The organism is Pseudomonas sp. Lz4W (assembly GCF_000346225.2).
Lineage (GTDB): Bacteria > Pseudomonadota > Gammaproteobacteria > Pseudomonadales > Pseudomonadaceae > Aquipseudomonas > Aquipseudomonas paraversuta.
This window is the reverse complement of the sequence record NZ_CP017432.1, coordinates 1,756,726-1,773,873: the sequence shown is the minus strand read 5'-3', so window position 1 is coordinate 1,773,873 and position 17,148 is coordinate 1,756,726. Positions and strand designations below refer to the sequence as shown.

The 17,148-nt window shown below is 60.1% G+C and carries 17 protein-coding genes; 11 read left to right on the top strand and 6 right to left on the bottom strand.

The window, feature by feature from the left end; translation table 11 throughout:
• The first annotated feature begins 10 nt into the window (after positions 1-10).
• Genes B195_RS08390 through B195_RS08375 form a run of 4 tightly spaced genes read left to right on the top strand, consistent with a single transcriptional unit; the run spans position 11 to position 3,506 of the window.
• The gene (locus tag B195_RS08390; RefSeq protein WP_003447296.1) at positions 11-943 is read left to right on the top strand and encodes a metal ABC transporter substrate-binding protein; all 933 of its coding nucleotides are present in this window, start codon (positions 11-13) and stop codon (positions 941-943) included.
• Positions 940-1,692, top strand: a complete 753-nt coding sequence (locus tag B195_RS08385) for a metal ABC transporter ATP-binding protein (protein WP_003447281.1) — start codon at positions 940-942, stop codon at positions 1,690-1,692. Before B195_RS08390 ends, B195_RS08385 begins: the two co-directional genes overlap by 4 nt.
• Complete coding sequence (locus B195_RS08380) at positions 1,692-2,591, top strand: metal ABC transporter permease (protein ID WP_003447279.1); 900 nt, start codon at positions 1,692-1,694, stop codon at positions 2,589-2,591. Before B195_RS08385 ends, B195_RS08380 begins: the two co-directional genes overlap by 1 nt.
• Positions 2,592-3,506, top strand: coding sequence for a metal ABC transporter solute-binding protein, Zn/Mn family (locus B195_RS08375; RefSeq protein WP_003447277.1), 915 nt, complete (start codon positions 2,592-2,594; stop codon positions 3,504-3,506).
• Here B195_RS08375 and cycA read toward each other — a convergent pair.
• The 3 genes from cycA to B195_RS08360 form a co-directional block, all read right to left on the bottom strand.
• Entirely contained in the window at positions 3,503-4,909 is a 1,407-nt protein-coding gene (gene cycA / locus B195_RS08370) for a D-serine/D-alanine/glycine transporter (protein ID WP_003447275.1), read from the bottom strand. The genes B195_RS08375 and cycA overlap by 4 nt on opposite strands.
• A gap of 329 nt (positions 4,910-5,238) precedes the next feature.
• On the bottom strand, positions 5,239-6,564 hold the full coding sequence (locus B195_RS08365) for an ATP-binding protein (RefSeq protein WP_029612472.1): 1,326 nt from the start codon (positions 6,562-6,564) through the stop codon (positions 5,239-5,241).
• Positions 6,561-7,238, bottom strand: coding sequence for a response regulator (locus B195_RS08360; protein ID WP_003447260.1), 678 nt, complete (start codon positions 7,236-7,238; stop codon positions 6,561-6,563). The genes B195_RS08365 and B195_RS08360 overlap by 4 nt, the downstream gene beginning before the upstream one ends.
• A gap of 163 nt (positions 7,239-7,401) precedes the next feature.
• Here B195_RS08360 and dsbD point away from each other — a divergent pair, with 163 nt between their 5' ends.
• From dsbD to B195_RS08340, 4 genes are all read left to right on the top strand, one after another.
• On the top strand, positions 7,402-9,141 hold the full coding sequence (gene dsbD / locus B195_RS08355; protein WP_003447258.1) for a protein-disulfide reductase DsbD: 1,740 nt from the start codon (positions 7,402-7,404) through the stop codon (positions 9,139-9,141).
• Entirely contained in the window at positions 9,142-10,014 is an 873-nt protein-coding gene (locus B195_RS08350) for a TlpA disulfide reductase family protein (RefSeq protein ID WP_003447255.1), read from the top strand. It abuts the gene before it with no gap.
• Positions 9,993-10,769, top strand: a complete 777-nt coding sequence (dsbG, locus tag B195_RS08345) for a thiol:disulfide interchange protein DsbG (RefSeq protein ID WP_003447252.1) — start codon at positions 9,993-9,995, stop codon at positions 10,767-10,769. Before B195_RS08350 ends, dsbG begins: the two co-directional genes overlap by 22 nt.
• A gap of 259 nt (positions 10,770-11,028) precedes the next feature.
• A complete protein-coding gene (locus B195_RS08340; protein WP_003447249.1) occupies positions 11,029-11,577 on the top strand; it encodes an RNA polymerase factor sigma-70 in 549 nt (182 codons plus the stop codon).
• Between the two features lie 45 nt (positions 11,578-11,622).
• On the opposite strand, the gene B195_RS08335 is transcribed toward B195_RS08340, so the two are convergent.
• Entirely contained in the window at positions 11,623-12,441 is an 819-nt protein-coding gene (locus B195_RS08335) for a substrate-binding periplasmic protein (protein WP_369826376.1), read from the bottom strand.
• Positions 12,442-12,621: 180 nt separating this feature from the next.
• On the opposite strand from B195_RS08335, the gene B195_RS08330 reads away from it, so the two are divergent.
• Both B195_RS08330 and B195_RS08325 read left to right on the top strand, forming a co-directional pair.
• Entirely contained in the window at positions 12,622-13,164 is a 543-nt protein-coding gene (locus B195_RS08330) for an exonuclease domain-containing protein (protein ID WP_003447245.1), read from the top strand.
• A gap of 79 nt (positions 13,165-13,243) precedes the next feature.
• On the top strand, positions 13,244-13,525 hold the full coding sequence (locus B195_RS08325) for a pyrimidine/purine nucleoside phosphorylase (protein ID WP_003447243.1): 282 nt from the start codon (positions 13,244-13,246) through the stop codon (positions 13,523-13,525).
• A gap of 55 nt (positions 13,526-13,580) precedes the next feature.
• On the opposite strand, the gene B195_RS08320 is transcribed toward B195_RS08325, so the two are convergent.
• Entirely contained in the window at positions 13,581-15,356 is a 1,776-nt protein-coding gene (locus B195_RS08320; protein WP_165439657.1) for an ABC transporter transmembrane domain-containing protein, read from the bottom strand.
• 229 nt (positions 15,357-15,585) lie between these two features.
• Here B195_RS08320 and B195_RS22975 point away from each other — a divergent pair, with 229 nt between their 5' ends.
• On the top strand, positions 15,586-15,762 hold the full coding sequence (locus B195_RS22975; RefSeq protein WP_003447239.1) for a PA1571 family protein: 177 nt from the start codon (positions 15,586-15,588) through the stop codon (positions 15,760-15,762).
• A gap of 140 nt (positions 15,763-15,902) precedes the next feature.
• Here B195_RS22975 and pdxB read toward each other — a convergent pair whose 3' ends face one another.
• Positions 15,903-17,045, bottom strand: coding sequence for a 4-phosphoerythronate dehydrogenase PdxB (pdxB, locus tag B195_RS08315; RefSeq protein WP_003447236.1), 1,143 nt, complete (start codon positions 17,043-17,045; stop codon positions 15,903-15,905).
• Positions 17,046-17,148: the final 103 nt, after the last annotated feature.

The window sequence follows — 17,148 nt, the reverse complement described above, 5'->3', positions numbered from 1 at the left end:
GAGGCTTGTCATGTCCATTGCATCTGTTTTGCGCCGCCGCAGCCTGCTGCTGGCCGGCCTGTTGGCCTTTTGCATTACCCCCCTGGCAGCTGCCGACGCCCCGCTGGCCAAACCGCTGCGCATCGGCATCACCCTGCATCCCTACTACAGCTACGTGGCCAATATCGTCGGCGACAAGGCCGAAGTGGTGCCGCTGATTCCCGCCGGCTTCAACCCCCATGCCTACGAGCCCCGGGCCGAAGACATCAAACGCATCGGCACACTGGATGTGATTGTGCTCAATGGCGTGGGGCATGACGACTTCGCCGACCGCATGATTGCAGCCAGCGAAAAACCCCAGATCGCGGTCATCGAAGCCAACCAGAATGTGCCGCTGCTGGCCGCCACCGGCAACGCTGCGCGAGGCGCAGGCAAGGTGGTCAACCCCCACACCTTCCTCTCGATCAGCGCCTCGATTGCCCAGGTCAATAACATCGCCCGCGAACTGGGCAAGCTCGACCCGGCCAACGCCAAAACCTACACCGCCAATGCCCGCGCCTACGGCAAACGCCTGCGCCAGATGCGCGCTGACGCACTGGCCAAGCTGACCGAGGCACCCAACGCTGATTTGCGGGTGGCCACGGTGCACGCCGCCTATGACTACCTGCTGCGCGAATTCGGCCTTGAAGTCACCGCCGTGGTCGAACCGGCGCACGGCATCGAGCCAAGCCCCAGCCAACTGAAGAAAACCATCGATCAACTGCGGGAGCTGGATGTGAAAGTGATCTTCTCCGAGATGGATTTCCCGTCCAGCTATGTCGACACCATTCAACGCGAGTCCGGGGTCAGGCTGTACCCGCTGTCGCATATTTCCTATGGCGACTACAGCGCCGACAAGTACGAAAAAGAAATGACCGGCAACCTCGACACCGTGGTCAGGGCCATCCAGGAGGCCGGAGCATGAGTGCCGCCGAACACCTGAGTGTTACCGCCAGCGGGCCCGGAATCGAGTTTGATCAAGTGTCCCTGACCCTGGGGCGCACCCTGATCCTCGACCACGTCAGCTTCAGCATTCGCCCCGCCAGCGTGCATGCACTGGTCGGCCCCAACGGCGGCGGCAAAAGCTCGCTGATCAAAACCCTGCTCGGGCAAATGCCGCACCAGGGCCGCCTGGGCCTGAACTGGCCCGGTGAGCCGGGGCTGATCGGCTACGTGCCCCAGGCACTGGAGTTTGATCGCGGCTTGCCGATGACCGTCGACGACTTTATGGCTGCCATGTGCCAGCGGCGCCCGGCCTTTATGGGACTGTCGCCCAAGGTCGCCCCGGCCATTGGCGAGGCACTGGAGCGAGTGGGCATGCAGGACAAGCGCAAGCGGCGCATGGGCGCGTTGTCCGGTGGTGAGCGCCAGCGCGTGTTGTTGGCCCAGGGGCTGATTCCGGCCCCGCAACTGCTGGTTCTGGATGAACCGATGTCGGCCCTGGATGAAGCCGGGGCTCAGGTCTTTGAACGCTTGCTGGCGCACTGGCGCGCCAGCGGGGTGACGGTACTGTGGATCGAGCACGACCTGGCGGCCGTCAAGCGTCTGGCCGATCGCGTCACCGGGCTTAATCGCCAGGTGCTGTTCGATGGCCCACCGGAACAAACCCTCAGCCCGGAGCGCTTGCTGAGCCTGTTTTCGACCCATCCGGCAACCCGCGGGAGCACCCTTTGATGAGCTACGAAGCATTCCGTGTGATGGTTCAGGGCTGGGCTTCGGCCGGGTATCTGCCAGAGGTTCTGGCCTACGGTTTTGTGGTCAACGCCGTGCTTGCCGGGTTGCTGATCGGCCCGGTGCTGGGCGGCCTCGGTACGCTGGTGGTGGTCAAGCGTTTCGCCTTTTTCTCCGAAGCCGTAGGCCATGCTGCGCTGACGGGGGTGGCCATCGGCATATTGCTCGGCGAACCCTATACCGGCCCTTATGGCAGCCTGTTCGGCTATTGCCTGTTGTTCGGCATTTCACTCAATTACCTGCGCAACCGCACCGGCCTGGCCCCCGACACGCTGATCGGGGTGTTCCTCTCGGTGTCCCTGGCACTGGGTGCCAGCCTGCTGCTGATTCTGGCGGGCAAGATCAACGTGCACATCCTCGAAAACGTGTTGTTTGGCTCGGTATTGACGGTCAACGGCAACGATCTGTTGGTGCTGGCCATAGTCGGCGCGCTGGTTCTTGGCCTGAGTCTGACGCTGTACAACCGCATCATGCTCGCCAGTTTCAACCCGCAACTGGCTGCCGTGCGCGGGGTGGCGGTCAAGACCCTGGACTATCTGTTCGTGATTCTGGTGACCCTGATTACCGTCGCGGCGGTCAAGGTGATCGGGGCCATTCTGGTGGGCGCCCTGCTGGTGATTCCGGCGGCGGCGGCACGCTTGCTCAGCCAGTCACTGAAAGGCTTTTTCTGGATTTCGGTGTTGATCGCAACCCTCAGTACCTTGTGCGGCATCTTGCTGCCCATCGTGTTCGACCTGCCCATTCCGTCCGGCGCCGCGATCATTCTGGTGGCCGGTATTGCTTTCGCCCTGGCAGCCATCGCCCGTGGCGTGGTACCCAGCCTGAAAGGGAATATTGGATAAATGTCTAGCCTACGCAAACTGACTCTGGCACTGGCCATCACCGGCCTGCTCAGCACCCCGCTGCAGGCGGCCGACACGGGCGGCGGCGCGCCGCTGCAAATCCTCGCCAGCCTGCCGATTACCTACGGGCTGGGCCAACTGTTGGTCAAGGACAGCAACATCGCCCTGGAACGGGCGGCGGCGGCCAACTTGCCCGGCAGTCGCCAAAGCGCTTACTTCAGCGGTCGCGGCGCATCGGCCCTGCACCAGCTGGCGCTCAATGCCGATGCGGTGATCGGCCTGCGCTCGGTGTGGAGCGACGACCCGCTCTACCCCATGGCGCGGCGCAGCAATATCCGCATCGTTGAGGTCGACGCCGCCCGCCCGGTGGACGGCAGCCTGCCAGGCATCGCCCTGCAGCCGGGCAATCACCCCGACGGGCTGAACAGTCAGCCCTGGCTGGCCAGTAACAATATGGGACGAATGGCTGACGTGATCGCGGCAGACCTGGTGCGCCTGGCGCCGTCCGCCAAAGGGCAAATTGAAGCCAATCTGGCGAGCCTCAAACAGCGCCTGCTCAAACTCAGCGCCGATAGCGAAGCCAGACTGGCCGGGGCCGACAACTTGAGCGTGGTGAGCTTGTCGGACCGCCTGGACTACTTGATTGGCGGGCTCAACCTGGAGCGTGTCGAGGTACACCACAAAGGCGATGAGCCATGGACGCCCGAGGCACTCAAGGCCTTGAGCCAGACCCTTGAGGACAATGACGTAGCCCTGGTACTGGACCACCGCCCGGCGTCCGCAGCGTTGCAGGCTGCGGTGACCGAAGGCGGCAGTGAACTGGTGGTGGTCAGCGCCGATGGCGCCGATCCGGTGGCGGAACTGCAAGGCAACATCGACGCAATTGTGAAAGTACTGACAACGACTACAGACTAGCGGTCCTGGGTCAGCATCTTGTTGCGCCGTACAGAGCGGTAGGCCAGGCCCAGTACCACAAACCATACCGGTACCATATACAGCGCCTGCCGGGTGTCGTCCTCAAGGGCCAGCAGTACCAGGATGAAGACAAAGAAGGTCAGGCAAACCCAGACCATCAACTTGCCGCCCGGCATTTTGTAGCGCGATGCCTGGTGCAGGTGATCGCTTTTTTTGCGGTACGCCAGGTAGGACAGCAGGATCATGGTCCAGACAAACATGAACAGGGTCGCCGAGACGGTGGTGATCAAGGTGAACGCGTCCATCAGGTTCGGCACCAGATAGATCACCAGCGCACCCGCCAGCAAACAGATGCAGGAAAAGATCAGACCGTTGGAGGGCACTGCCCGTCGGGAAAGATTTTTAAACTTGCTCGGCGCTTCGCCCTCCAGCGCCAGGCCGAACAGCATGCGACTGGTGGAGAACACCCCGCTGTTGGCCGATGAAGCCGCAGAGGTCAGTACCACAAAGTTGATGATGCCCGCGGCTGCAGGCAGGCCGGCGAGCATGAAGAGTTCGACGAAGGGGCTTTTGTTGGCGACCACATCGCGCCAGGGGGTAACGGCCAGGATCGCAATCAGCGCGAACACATAAAACATGATGATGCGCAGCGGAATTGAGTTGATCGCCCGTGGCAGGTTGCGTTCAGGGTTCTTGGTTTCGGCGGCAGTTGTACCCACCAGCTCGATACCGACAAAAGCAAAGACTGCAATCTGAAACCCGGCGAAAAAGCCCATCAGGCCATGGGGGAACATGCCGCCGTCATTCCACAGGTTGGCCACCGAGGCGGTGTTGCCGGTCGGCGACTGGAAAGCGGTAACCACCATGTACAGGCCGGTGCAGACCAGCGCGCAAATGGCCACGATCTTGATCATGGCAAACCAGAACTCCAGTTCACCGAACATTTTCACCGTGATCAAATTCAACGACAGCAGCAGCGCCACGCAAGCGATGGCCGGCAACCACAGCGGGATGTCCGGGAACCAGAACTGGGTATAGCCGGAAATCGCAATCACATCGGCAATGCCTGTCACGATCCAGCAAAACCAGTAAGTCCAGCCGGTGAAATAGCCGGCCCTGGGGCCCAGCAGGTCGGCCGAAAAATCAATGAAGGACTTGTAATTGAGGTTGGATAACAGCAGTTCGCCCATGGCGCGCATGACGAAAAACAGCATGAAGCCGATGATCATATAAACAAAAATGATCGAGGGGCCGGCCAGGCTGATGGTTTTACCCGAGCCCATGAACAGGCCGGTGCCGATGGCACCGCCAATGGCGATCAGTTGGATATGACGATTGGACAGACTGCGTTTGAGTTCAGGCTCCTCCCCGTCCGGTCGGTGATTCAGCGTTGAATCCTTCATTGTTTTTCTACCTTGAGTTCTTGGTCTTTTACGGGGTCCGCAAACCGGATAAACACGGTGTTTATCGGCCTGAAAGAAGGGCTGAGAGCATGCTTTGGCAGCGTCTGAAACACTGCACAAGCGCCTGTTAAAGCGCTGTCCCGGGCGTTTATTGGAGGGAGGGATCGTTCCAGAAAAATCGCTGAGCGACAAGATTCAGATCAATAAAACCCTTGAAAAAAAGCCAGCCCCTTACCCTGTGGGAGCTGGCTTGCCAGTGATGGGGTCACCGGCACGTTCAGATAGTCCGAGGTGCCAATATCGCTGGCAAGCCGGCTCACATAGGCAGCTCAAGGGGTTTTCAACGGCATCCGCAAGTCAACCCGCAACCCGTCCGGTCGACTGTCGAAGTTCAGGTCGCCGCCACAACGCTCGACTATCGCCTGCACAATGGCCAGCCCCAGGCCACAGCCGTTGCTGTTGCCATTGCGCCAGAAGCGCTGGGTCATGTGTTGCAGGGTTTGCGGGGGGATGCCCGGCCCGTGGTCGCGCACCACAAAATGCACCGAGCGGCCCTCAACCCGCAGTTGCAGTTCGACCTGGGTATCTGCCGGGGTGTGACGCAGGGCGTTGTCCAACAGGTTGCGCAATGCGGCAATGGCCAGTACCGAAGGCACCTCCAGTGCCGTGCCCGGCAACCCTTCTGGCAGTTGCAGGTCAATGCGCTCGGCCGCCCCGCTCGCGGCATCGTGGATGGCCAGGCGTGCCACCTGCTCGGCCGAACACAGCACACCGTCATCGAACGACAAACTGCCCTCCACCCGCGCCAGCAGCAGCAATTGTTCAAGGGTTCGATGCAAGCGGTCAGTGGCGGCTTCAGCGTGGGCCAGGGACTTGTCACGCGCGGCGCCTTCGGTCATGCGCGCCACTTGCAGATGGGTCTTGATCGCAGTCAACGGGCTGCGCAGTTCATGGGCAGCATCCCCCGTGAGGCGACGCTCGCGCTCGATGGCTTTGGCGATGCGCGACAATAGCTGGTTCTGGGAGTCGAGCAGCGGTTTCAGTTCACTGGGCAGCGGTTCGATCTGCAAGGGCTGCAACGAATCGGCATCGCGGCGCATCAAGGCTTCACGCATGCGCTTGAGAGGCGCCAGCCCCTGACCGATACCCAGCCACAACAACAGCAGGCAAACCATCAACGCCATGCCCACCGGCACCGAGGCCGCAAGCAATACCGAGAGATTCAGCGCTTCGCGTTCGACCTGACGGTCAGCGGTGGTGATGCGTACATCGCCGCGGTCCAGGGTGAAAGTACGCCACACGGCACCATCGATTACCTGATCATGGAAACCGGCCGCCTCGGACTGCATTGGCTGGTCCGGATTGTTGTGGCTGCGGGCCAGAATCTCGCCGCGCAGGGAGCTGACCTGACAGGCCATGCCACCCGGAATGGTCAGTTGTTCAGCGCTGAAATGGGTGCCCTCGCCTTTGACCGGTAATTGCGGCAGCTGCTCCAGCAACCCCGCCACCATCCGCGCCGATGCCACCAGCCGCTGATCAAGGGAGAACATCATTTGTTGACGCAGGTCGCTGAGCATCCAGGCGGCGGCCAGGGCCCAGACCAGCACGAACGCCGAGCCGATGGTCAGGCTCAAACGCAGTCGCATACTCATCATGGCTGCCCGACACCATCGGCCGGGCCCAGGCGATAGCCCAGACCACGGACGGTTTCGACAATGCCATTGCCCAGCTTTCGGCGCAGGTGATGGATATGTACGTTCAGGGCATTGCTCTCCAGTTCGTCGCCAAAGCCATAGATGCTGTCCTTGAGCTGCTCGCTGGACAGCACCCGACCACGGTTGTGCAGCAAGGCTTGCAGCAGCGCCTGCTCCCGGCGTGACAAGTCCACCGGCTGACCGGCAAGCAGGGTCACGCGGCTGCTGGGGTCATAGCTCAGCTGACCATGCTCGATCAGATTGACGCTGCGCCCGGCCACCCGGCGCAACAGGGTGTGCAAACGGGCCGCGAGCTCGCGCAGATCAAAGGGCTTGAGCAGGTAATCATCGGCTCCGGCCTGCAGGCCATCGACCCGGTCAGTCACCGAGTCCCGTGCGGTGAGCACCAGTACCGGCAGCTCGAAGCCTTGCTGACGCAGCTGTTGCAACAGCTTGAGGCCGTCTTCATCCGGCAGGCCGAGGTCGAGCACCATCACATCGAACTCCGCCACTTTGAGCATGGCCCTAGCCGCTGCTGCGGTGCCTACGTGCTCCACCGTCAGGCCCTGAGCCGTGAGCCCGGCCACAATGCCGCTGGCGATCAGTTCGTCATCTTCGCAAACCAGTACATGCATGCTGATACCCGCGTAAATGTGGCCGATTAAAAGGCGACAGGATTAAGGCCCGATTATGCCGTTAAAGGGCCGATGGCGGGCCAACTGACTGTACAACGTTTAATAATCAGTTAATGGGTTGCCAGCACTGTAGCGCCACTTGTGATTGCTTAAGGTTTTAAAGATGCGTTTGTTGATGACTTTGTTGCTGGTGTGTTTCGCCGGTCTGGCTCAAGCCAAGGGCACGGACGATCCTTTCGCACAGCCCGACTTCCTGCCTGCCAATAAAGCCTTCGAGTTCAGCTCTGAAGCCATGCCGTCCGGCGAAACCCGCCTGCACTGGAAGGTCGCCGACACCTATTACCTGTATCAAAAGCGCTTGAAGTTTGACGGCCTGGACGAAGCGCACAAGCCTGCGCTGCCACAAGGGCAGGAACACAGCGACGAGTTTTTTGGCGAGACCCAGGTCTATCGCGACAGCCTTGAATTGCTGATTCCGGCAGGTGCCAGCGGCCAGGTCAAAGTCAGCTGGCAAGGCTGTGCCGATGCCGGCCTGTGCTACCCGCCGCAGAGCCAGACAGTGGACCTGGGCGGCACTGCACCGGTTGCAGCGCAAGGCCAGGCTCAGGACCAGTCCCTGGCCGCCAGCTTGCAACAGAGCTCGCTGGGCTGGAGCTTGCTGCTGTTCTTCGGTTTGGGCCTGTTGCTGGCCTTTACTCCGTGCTCGCTGCCGATGCTGCCGATTCTGGCCGGACTGGTGGTGGGCAGCGGCGCCAGCGCCGGACGCGGCTTTGCAGTGGCAGGCAGTTACGTCATCAGCATGGCGCTGGTATATGCCGGGCTGGGCGTGCTGGCCGCACTGCTGGGCGCCAACTTGCAATCACTGCTGCAACAACCCTGGTTACTGGGCAGCTTTGCCGCCCTGTTCGTGGTGCTGTCGCTGCCAATGTTTGGCTTCTTCGAACTGCAATTGCCCGCAGCGCTGCGTGACCGGCTGGAAACCGCCGGCCGCGGGCGTAAAGGCGGGAGCCTGCTGGGTGCGGGCATTCTTGGCGCGCTGTCCGGCTTGCTGGTCGGCCCGTGCATGACCGCCCCGCTGGCCGGCGCCCTGCTGTATATCGCGCAAAGCGGCAATGCCGTGCAAGGTGGCCTGGTGCTGTTTGTGATGGGGCTCGGCATCGGCGTTCCACTGTTGCTGCTGGTCACCGTCGGCAGCCGCTTCCTGCCCAAGCCTGGGGCCTGGATGAACCTGATGAAAGGCCTGTTCGGCTTCCTGTTCCTGGGCACGGCCCTGCTGCTGGTCCGCCCGGTGCTCGACGAATCCCTGTGGGTCGGCTTGTGGGGCGTGTTGCTGGTTCTGGTGGCGTGCAGCCTGTGGCAACAGGCGCAGACCTTCCTGCGCGCCAGAATGCTGTTCAGCCCGCTCAGTCTGCTGGCCGGTCTGTGGGGCAGCCTGTTACTGGTGGGAGCAGCCGGTGGCGGTTCCGATCTGTGGCAACCGTTGCAGGTGTATACCGCCAAAACAGTCGCCGGCAGCAGCGCCACGACTGCCCATGATGCCTTCATCACCATCAAGGACCCCGCCAGCCTCGAGCGCGAACTGGCCAGTGCCAAGGAACAAGGGCAATGGGTGTTGTTCGATTACTACGCCGACTGGTGTGTGTCCTGCAAGGTCATGGAAAAACAGGTCTTTGCCAAGCCTCAGGTGATGCAGGCGCTAGAGGGCGTGCGCCTGTTGCGTCTTGATGTGACCGCCGATAATGTCGCCAGCCGCGAATTGCTCAGCCGCTATCAAGTCCCCGGGCCTCCCAGCTTCATCTGGATCGGCCCCGACGGTGCAGAGCGACGTGGGCAACGCATCACCGGCGAAGTCAACGCCGAGACCTTTTTGAATAACTGGAATGCCACTCGGGAACTCCTCTAAATGCTCACTCTGACCATTGGTTCATTTGCCCTGGCCATCAACCACTTACTGCTGATACTGGCCCTCGCCCTGGCGACGCTGGTGGGTTGGCGGGTGGCCAAACGCGGTGGCGAAAACCCTGAGTCAGTGTTGTTCAGCCTGTTCTTGCTGGGTTTGCTGGTGGCCCGCATCGGCTTTGTGATCAGCTACTGGCGCTACTTCCAGAAGGACCTGCTGCAGATTCTCGACCTGCGCGACGGTGGTTTTGTGTTGTGGCCGGGGTTATTGGCGGTGGTGATCGGCGCAGTGATCTGGGGCTGGCGCCGCCAGGGGCTGCGGCGCCCTCTGGGCTGGGGGCTGGGTACTGGCCTGGCGTTCTGGCTGCTGGCCACGTTCTCGTCCAGCCTCTACGAACAAGGCACACGCATGCCCGAACTGGTGTTGCGCAATGCCAGTGGCGAATCGGTGCAACTGAGCAGTTATCAGGGCGGCCCGCTGGTCATCAACCTGTGGGCCACCTGGTGTCCGCCTTGCCGCCGGGAAATGCCGGTGCTGCAAAACGCTCAGCATCAACACCAGGACGTGACCTTCCTGTTCGTCAATCAGGGCGAGAGCATGCAGAGCGTCAGCACCTTCCTTGAAACCCAAGGTCTGAACCTCAGCAACGTGCTGTTCGACAGCGGCGGCCAACTGGCACAAAAAGTGGGTTCGATGGCCCTGCCCACTACCCTGTTCTACAGTCCTGAAGGCCGCCTGCTGGGCAGTCATCTGGGCGAGCTGTCCGAAGCCAGCCTGGCCCGTGCGCTGGAAAGCTTCGATCAGAACAATTCAATGTCGGCCCACCAGGCCGACCCTGCTAGGAATCTGCAAAAATGTTTAACCGCAAACTGCTAAACCTGAGCATAACCACCCTGCTGGGCGCCGCCCTGCTGCAATCGTCGCTGGTGCACGCTGAAGAGTGGCCGGCGCCGATCAAGAAGATTGAAGCCAAAGGTGCAAAAATCATTGGCAGTTTCGATGCGCCCAGCGGCATGCGTGGCTATGCCGCGCAGTACCAGAACCGTGGCATGGCCCTGTATTTGACCCCGGATGGCAAAAACGTGCTGGTGGGCAATCTGTATGACGCTGATGGTAAGGACCTGAGCCTGGCACCGCTGCAAAAGCTGGTGTACGAGCCGATGGCCAAGCAGGTCTGGGCCAATATGGAAAAGAGCAACTGGATTGCCGACGGCAAGAAAGATGCACCGCGCATCGTTTACCTGTTCAGCGACCCGAACTGCCCGTACTGCAACATGTTCTGGGAACAGGCCCGTCCATGGGTAGAGTCGGGCAAGGTACAGCTGCGCCATATCATGGTCGGCATCATCCGCGAAGACAGCCCGGCAAAATCTGCTGCGTTGCTGGCCGCCAAAGACCCGCAGCAGGCCCTGCACGAACATGAGCAAGCCGGCAAGGCCAGCAAGCTCAAGCCCCTGACCAAGATCCCGGCTGACGTTCAAGCCAAGCTGGATGCCAATGCACAGTTGATGACTGACCTCGATGTGTCGGCCACCCCGGCGATTTTCTACCTCGACGAGCAAGGCAACCTGCAACAGCAGCAAGGCGCACCGTCACCGGACAAACTGGTGAAAATCCTCGGTCCCAAATAACCCCGCAATGCCTGCAGGAGCAAGCTCGCTCCTGCAGATTTGCCTTGAGAACGGTTGTGCCGGACAGATCATGGGACCGGCCAATAGTGGCGTTTTAGAGGCACTGCCGGGCGATGTGAACAACCTCTCAATCCTCCATCTCAAGCGCCATTAATTCTCTTTCTCAATTGACAATAATTATCATTCAGCCTAATTTGTTGCGAGCTGTGTAGGACGCTTACCGAGCCCTGCACTCATTCACTCGCAACAGGTGATCTCCATGACGGAACAAGTGTCCACAAGCAGGTGCGACTCACCCCTACTCCAAGCCTTCGTTGATAACCGGCTGATCCTGGTCAAAATCGCAGCTCGTATCACCGGCTGCCGATCCAGGGCTGAAGATGTGGTGCAGGACGCTTTCTTCCGCTTGCAGTCTGCGCCGCAGATCACTTCATCATTCAAGGCGCAACTGAGTTACTTGTTCCAGATCGTGCGCAACCTGGCGATTGACCACTACCGCAAGCAGGCGCTCGAACAGAAGTATTCGGGAACTGAAGAGGAAGGTTTGAATGTGGTCATTCACGGCGCGTCTCCAGAAACCTCGCACATCAATTTTTCGACGCTGGAGCACATCGCGGTCGCCCTGACCGAACTGCCGAGCCGCACCCGTTATGCGTTCGAGATGTATCGCCTGCACGGCGTGCAGCAAAAAGATATCGCCAAGGAATTGGGAGTATCACCGACCCTGGTGAACTTCATGATTCGGGATGCGCTGGTGCATTGCCGAAAAGTGTCGGGAACCCAGCCGGATATCTTTGCCAGACACTGAGAACCCCCACCTGCAGGAGCTCGCTGCGGCAAATACCCGGCGCCCCTAGGGTACGGCCTGGGCCCCGGGTATTTGCGCGGGTACCTGGGCAATTTTATAAGGCGCGAAGATCGAGGCAAACTGGCCATTGTCACGCAGCGCCTGCAGCATCTTCGCCAACTGCGCACCCTGGATCGGCGCCCGGGGACTCAATAACGCGTAGTGATGGTAGATATAGTCGACCCGGTCGGACACCAGCACCGTTGGTTCAATCTGCGGATTCTTGTTCAGCAGGTCGATGAGATGGGAACGGGTAATCAGCGCGATATCTGCCCGCCCGCGCAGGACCATCTGTAAATTGCTGGCGTGGGAGTAAGTCAGGCTGGCGTGGAATTTTTCGGTCAGGGCCTTGGGCGAAGTATTGAATCCGGCAAAGGCATAGTGATAGCCGTTAAAGAGCGCGAGCCGCTTGTTGGCCAGGTCGCCAAAATAGGTTTGCCCACGGCCAGGCTGGCGCTTGGCGACAAACACTTCGACATCTTCCAGCCCCATGTCTACCGGATTATGCGCAATGGTATTCCAGCCCCAGGTCGGGTTTTCGAATAGCACCATGTCCATGCGCCCCTGCTCGAACTCACGGTAGCGCCGAGCATTGGAGGTAGGGACGATGACGAAGTGGTAGTCCCCCTGCAATTGATTCAGGGCGTCGAGCAGTTGCGGCAACAGGCCGGTATCAACGCCGATTTCCGGGCGCACGGTATAGGGCGGAAAATGGGCCGCCCCCACTCTGACTTCCTGGACAGCCCAGGCGGGTGTCAGAAAAAATGTGCCCAAGGACAGCACTGCACAATGGACCATCCACACTGGCAAACACTTCAAAGCCATGCACCCCTGGTCGAGCCCATCACTGGAACTTATTGATCTGCGCACAACCTGACATCATGCGTGCGCGTAATTTAAGGGTGCACAGGTTATCAAGCAAGAGCCGGACCGGCCCACTACAAATTTGCGCTGCTTTAGCTACGCTCCCCTTCTCAACGCCGATGCTGTTTAAGGAAGCTGCACATGCCTCACTGGCTGGTTATTGACCTGGAAGCGACTACCGATGATGGCGGCTGGCCGATAGAAGAAATGGAAGTCATTGAAATCGGCGCCAGTGTAGTCACTCGAGCCGGGCGGGAGGTGGACCACTTCCAGCGCTTTATCCGCCCGCAACGGCGTCCGCTGCTGACCCCTTTTTGCCGTCATCTGACCCGTATCACCCAGGCCAATATTGATGCCGGGGCTCCGCTGCCGCAGGTGTGGGAGCAGTTCGAGCGCTGGCTCGGCCAGCACCTGCCCAAACTTGAAGGCTGGGCCAGCTGGGGTGACTACGACCGCAAGCAGCTGGAGCAGGAATGGCAGCAGAAAAAACTCGACAGTGCGCTGGCTCGTTTGCCACACATGAACCTCAAGCAGCAATTTGCCCAGGCCCGCCAGCTAAAGAGTGCGCCGGGGCTTAACAGTGCCCTGCAACTGGCAGGCATGCAGTTCAACGGGCAGCAGCATCGGGCACTGGAAGATGCCCGTAACACTGCCCGCCTGTTGCCGCTGATCCTCAAGGTTTAGCGGCCATAAAATGGCGTGACGGGATAAAACGGCTTCTGCATACTGGCCAGCCCTTTTTAGCCCATTCCGAGGAATCGCCATGTTTAAAGTCAACGAATACTTCGACGGTACCGTCAAGTCGATTGCCTTCGCACAAGCCGAAGGCAAAGCCACCATTGGCGTCATGGCCCCGGGTGAATACGAGTTCGGCACCGCCGAGCGCGAAATCATGCACGTGGTATCGGGCGAGTTGAGCGTCAAACTGCCAGGCAGCGAGCAGTTTCAGACTTTCGCCACCGGCAGCCAGTTCAACGTACCGGCCAACAGCAAGTTCCAGCTCAAGGTCGTGGTTGAGACTGCTTACCTGTGTGAATACCGCTAAAAATCTGTAGGAGCGAGCTTGCTCGCGAGCTGTTTAAAGAGCTCGCTCCTACACGTCATTGCGTGCCCATATCCACATTGAACTGCAACGCCGCCAGCCGCGCATACAGCGGGTTGCTGGCGATCAATTGCGCGTGGGTACCTATCGCCACCAGCTTGCCCTGATCCATCACCGCAATCCGGTCGGCATTTTGTACGGTGGCCAGGCGGTGGGCGATGACCAGCGTGGTGCGGCCTTGCATCAGGCTCGGCAGGGCTTGCTGGATCAAGTGCTCACTTTGCGCATCGAGGGCACTGGTGGCCTCATCCAGTAGCAGAATCGGCGCATCCACCAGCAGCGCCCGGGCAATGGCCAACCGTTGACGCTGCCCGCCAGACAAGCCCAGACCGCCATCTCCCAGATGGGTTTTATAACCCTCGGGCATTTGCTGTATGAAATCGTGGGCATGGGCAATCCGTGCCGCAGCTTCGACCTGGGCGTCGGTAGCCAGGGCATTGCCATAGCGGATGTTGTCTTCAATGGTGCCGAAAAACAGGGCCGGGGTTTGCGCCACCAGTGCAAAGCAACGGCGCAGGTCGTGGGGGTCCAGCCGGGTAATGGGCAGGCCTTCGAGCAGGACCTGGCCCGCCTGGGGATCGTAAAAACGCAGCAGCAAATCGAACAACGTCGACTTGCCTGCCCCCGATGGCCCCACCAGAGCCAGGGTTTCGCCCGCATTGATCGTTAGGCTCAGCCCTTCAATGGCATAGCTTTCAGGCCGTGACGGATAAGAAAAGTACAGGTTCTCAAGCTGCAAGTTACCGGCCACCCGCCGGGGCAATACCAGCAAATCGCTGCTCGGCGCCATGATCAGGCTTTTCGATTGCAGCAGCTCGGCAATTCGCTCAGCTGCTCCCGCAGCCTGTTGCAGCTCGCCGATCACCTCGCTCAGGGTGCCAAAGGCACTGCCGACGATCAGGCTGTAAAACACGAATGCCGCCAGCTCACCGCCGGTAATGCGCCCCGCGATCACGTCCATGCCACCGACCCACAGCATCACGCCGACCGCCCCCAGCACCAGCAGGATCACCAGGGTAATCAGCCATGAGCGCTGCAGGATGCGTTTGCGGGCGGTGGCAAATGCATTTTCGACGGTGCTGGCAAAGCGCTGTTGATCCTGCTGTTGGTGGTTGTAAGCCTGGACCGTTTTGATCTGGCCCAGGGCTTCGGCCACGTAGCTGCCGACATCGGCGATACGATCCTGGCTCTGGCGCGACAGGGTACGCACGCGGCGGCCAAAGAACAGGATCGGCACCAGTACCAGTGGCAGCGCGACCACCACGATGCTGGTGAGTTTGGGATTGGTGATAAACAGCAGGATCACACCACCTATCACCATCAGGCTGTTGCGCAGGAACAGGGACAAGGACGACCCGATCACCGATTGCAACAGCGTGGTGTCGGTGGTCAGCCGCGACTGGATTTCCGAACTGCGATTGTTCTCATAAAAGCCCGGATGCAGGCCGATCAGGTGGTTGAACACCTGTCGCCGGATATCAGCCACCACCCGTTCGCCAATCCAGGACACCAGATAGAAGCGCACAAATGTACCCACCGACAAAGCCAGCACCAGCAGCAGAAAATAACCGATGGACTGGTTGAGCAAGTGTGGCGACTGGGTCATGAAGCCTTTGTCGACCAGCAGACGAATGCCCTGCCCCATCGAAAGGGTGACACCCGCAGTGACGATCAGGGCCAGCAAGGCACCCACCGCCTGCCAACGATAAGGCGCTACAAAATGGGCGGCCAAGCGAATGGCCCGGCGTTGACGCGAAGAAAGCATGGAAGGCATCCAGAAGAAAGCGTGAAACAGCCTACAACGAAGTCAGCTGCGCAGAGCTAAACCTTTCTCAATCGTTTTGAATATGACCTGAGACAACAAGCCATAGGCATTATCGTTCTAAAGTGAGGGTGGAAGTTTCAGGATATTTCTGTTGGACTGGGTCCGTCGCCAAGCCATGTCACAGCTTGGTCACTAAACGGACCTAAAGTAGCGAGACACCCTGATGAGGAGACAGGCCATGGATTTGCAACACAATGCTCAAGCGGTTCCAGTGATTCGTACGCAAGCCAAGCAATCACTGGGGTGCGCCATTATCGATGAAAATGGCCAGGAAATTTCGATCACTGAAGAGATGATTCAGGACGCCTGCCACGAACTGGAGCTGCGTCTGGTCAAACCTGTGCACAAAGACTGATCCTCGGCAGGAGCGCGGCTTGCCCGCGATGCAGGCGACAGGGTTTAACCGGGTCCCATGCGTCGCGCGGCCCACTCCTGCAACAGCGCTCAGAACATACAACGGCCCCGCTGAAAGGGCCGTTTTTTTGTGCCCGGTGCTTAAACCAACACCCCACCCAGCGCCTTGACCAATTGCTTCAAGGCCACCGACTCGCCCTCGACATGCACCTCCAGGCCTTCTATCTCACGACGTACCGGATAGTTTTTGCGTAATCCGTCAAACGCCAGCTTCTGCTCTTCGACGCTGCCGATCAGGCTGCGGCGAAAGTCCGCATCATCGCGACGCGGGTCATAGACACCCCGACACAGCATGGCCAGGGCCCAGCCCGGATCAGTATTGGCACTCAGTGCGACCCTCGCCAGCCAGGGTGCCGGCAACAAGTCTGACAGGCTGACCACAGCCGGCTGCCCGAGGAAGTCGCACAGTGCCTGATAGATCTGCGCCGTACCCCGCTGCTTGCCATCCAGGCTGTAGCCGGCGATATGAGGCGTCGCCAGCACACACATGTCCGCCAGTTGCAGATCCACCTCAGGCTCGTGCTCCCACACATCGAGCACTGCCTGCAGGTCATCGCGCCGGGTCAGGACTTCGCGCAGCGCCTTATTGTCGAGCACCGGACCGCGACTGGCGTTGATCAGCCAGGTCCCCGGCTTGAGCCGGTCCAGGCGCTGGCGGTCAAGCAAATGCCGGGTCGGGAAGCTGCCGCTGGTGCTTAACGGAGTATGCAAACTGAGCACATCGCAGTGCTCGATGATGTGTTCAAGGCTGACGTAGTCGCCACCTTCAGCCGCCTGGCGCGGTGGATCGCAGACCAGCACCTTGAGGCCCAGTGCCCGCAACACATCGACCAGACGCCCGCCCACCTGCCCGGCGCCAATAACCCCGTAGGTGCGCTGAATAAGATCGACACCTTCGATTTCGGCCAGGGTCAGCAGGCTGCCGAGCACATAGTCCACCACGCCGCGGGCATTGCAGCCCGGGGCACTGGACCACGCAATACCTGCCTGTTCAAAGTAATCGAGATCAAAATGGTCGGTGCCAATGGTGCAGGTACCGACAAAACGTACCGCACTGCCTTCCAGCAAGTCGCGATCGACCCTGGTCACCGAGCGCACCAGCAACACATCCGCAGCATGCACGTCTGCACGCGTGATCTGGCGTCCCGGCAGACGGCGTATTTCACCGAAGCCGGCAAAGAACTCTTCGATCAGCGGAATATTTTCGTCAGCAACAATCAACATGGCAGGCTCCTTTGGCGGAGTGGCAGTGTAGGCGTTGTAGTCATCAATGGGCCAGCAAGCTGTGCCAAGCACTTTCAATCGCGCTTACAAAGCCCCTACAACT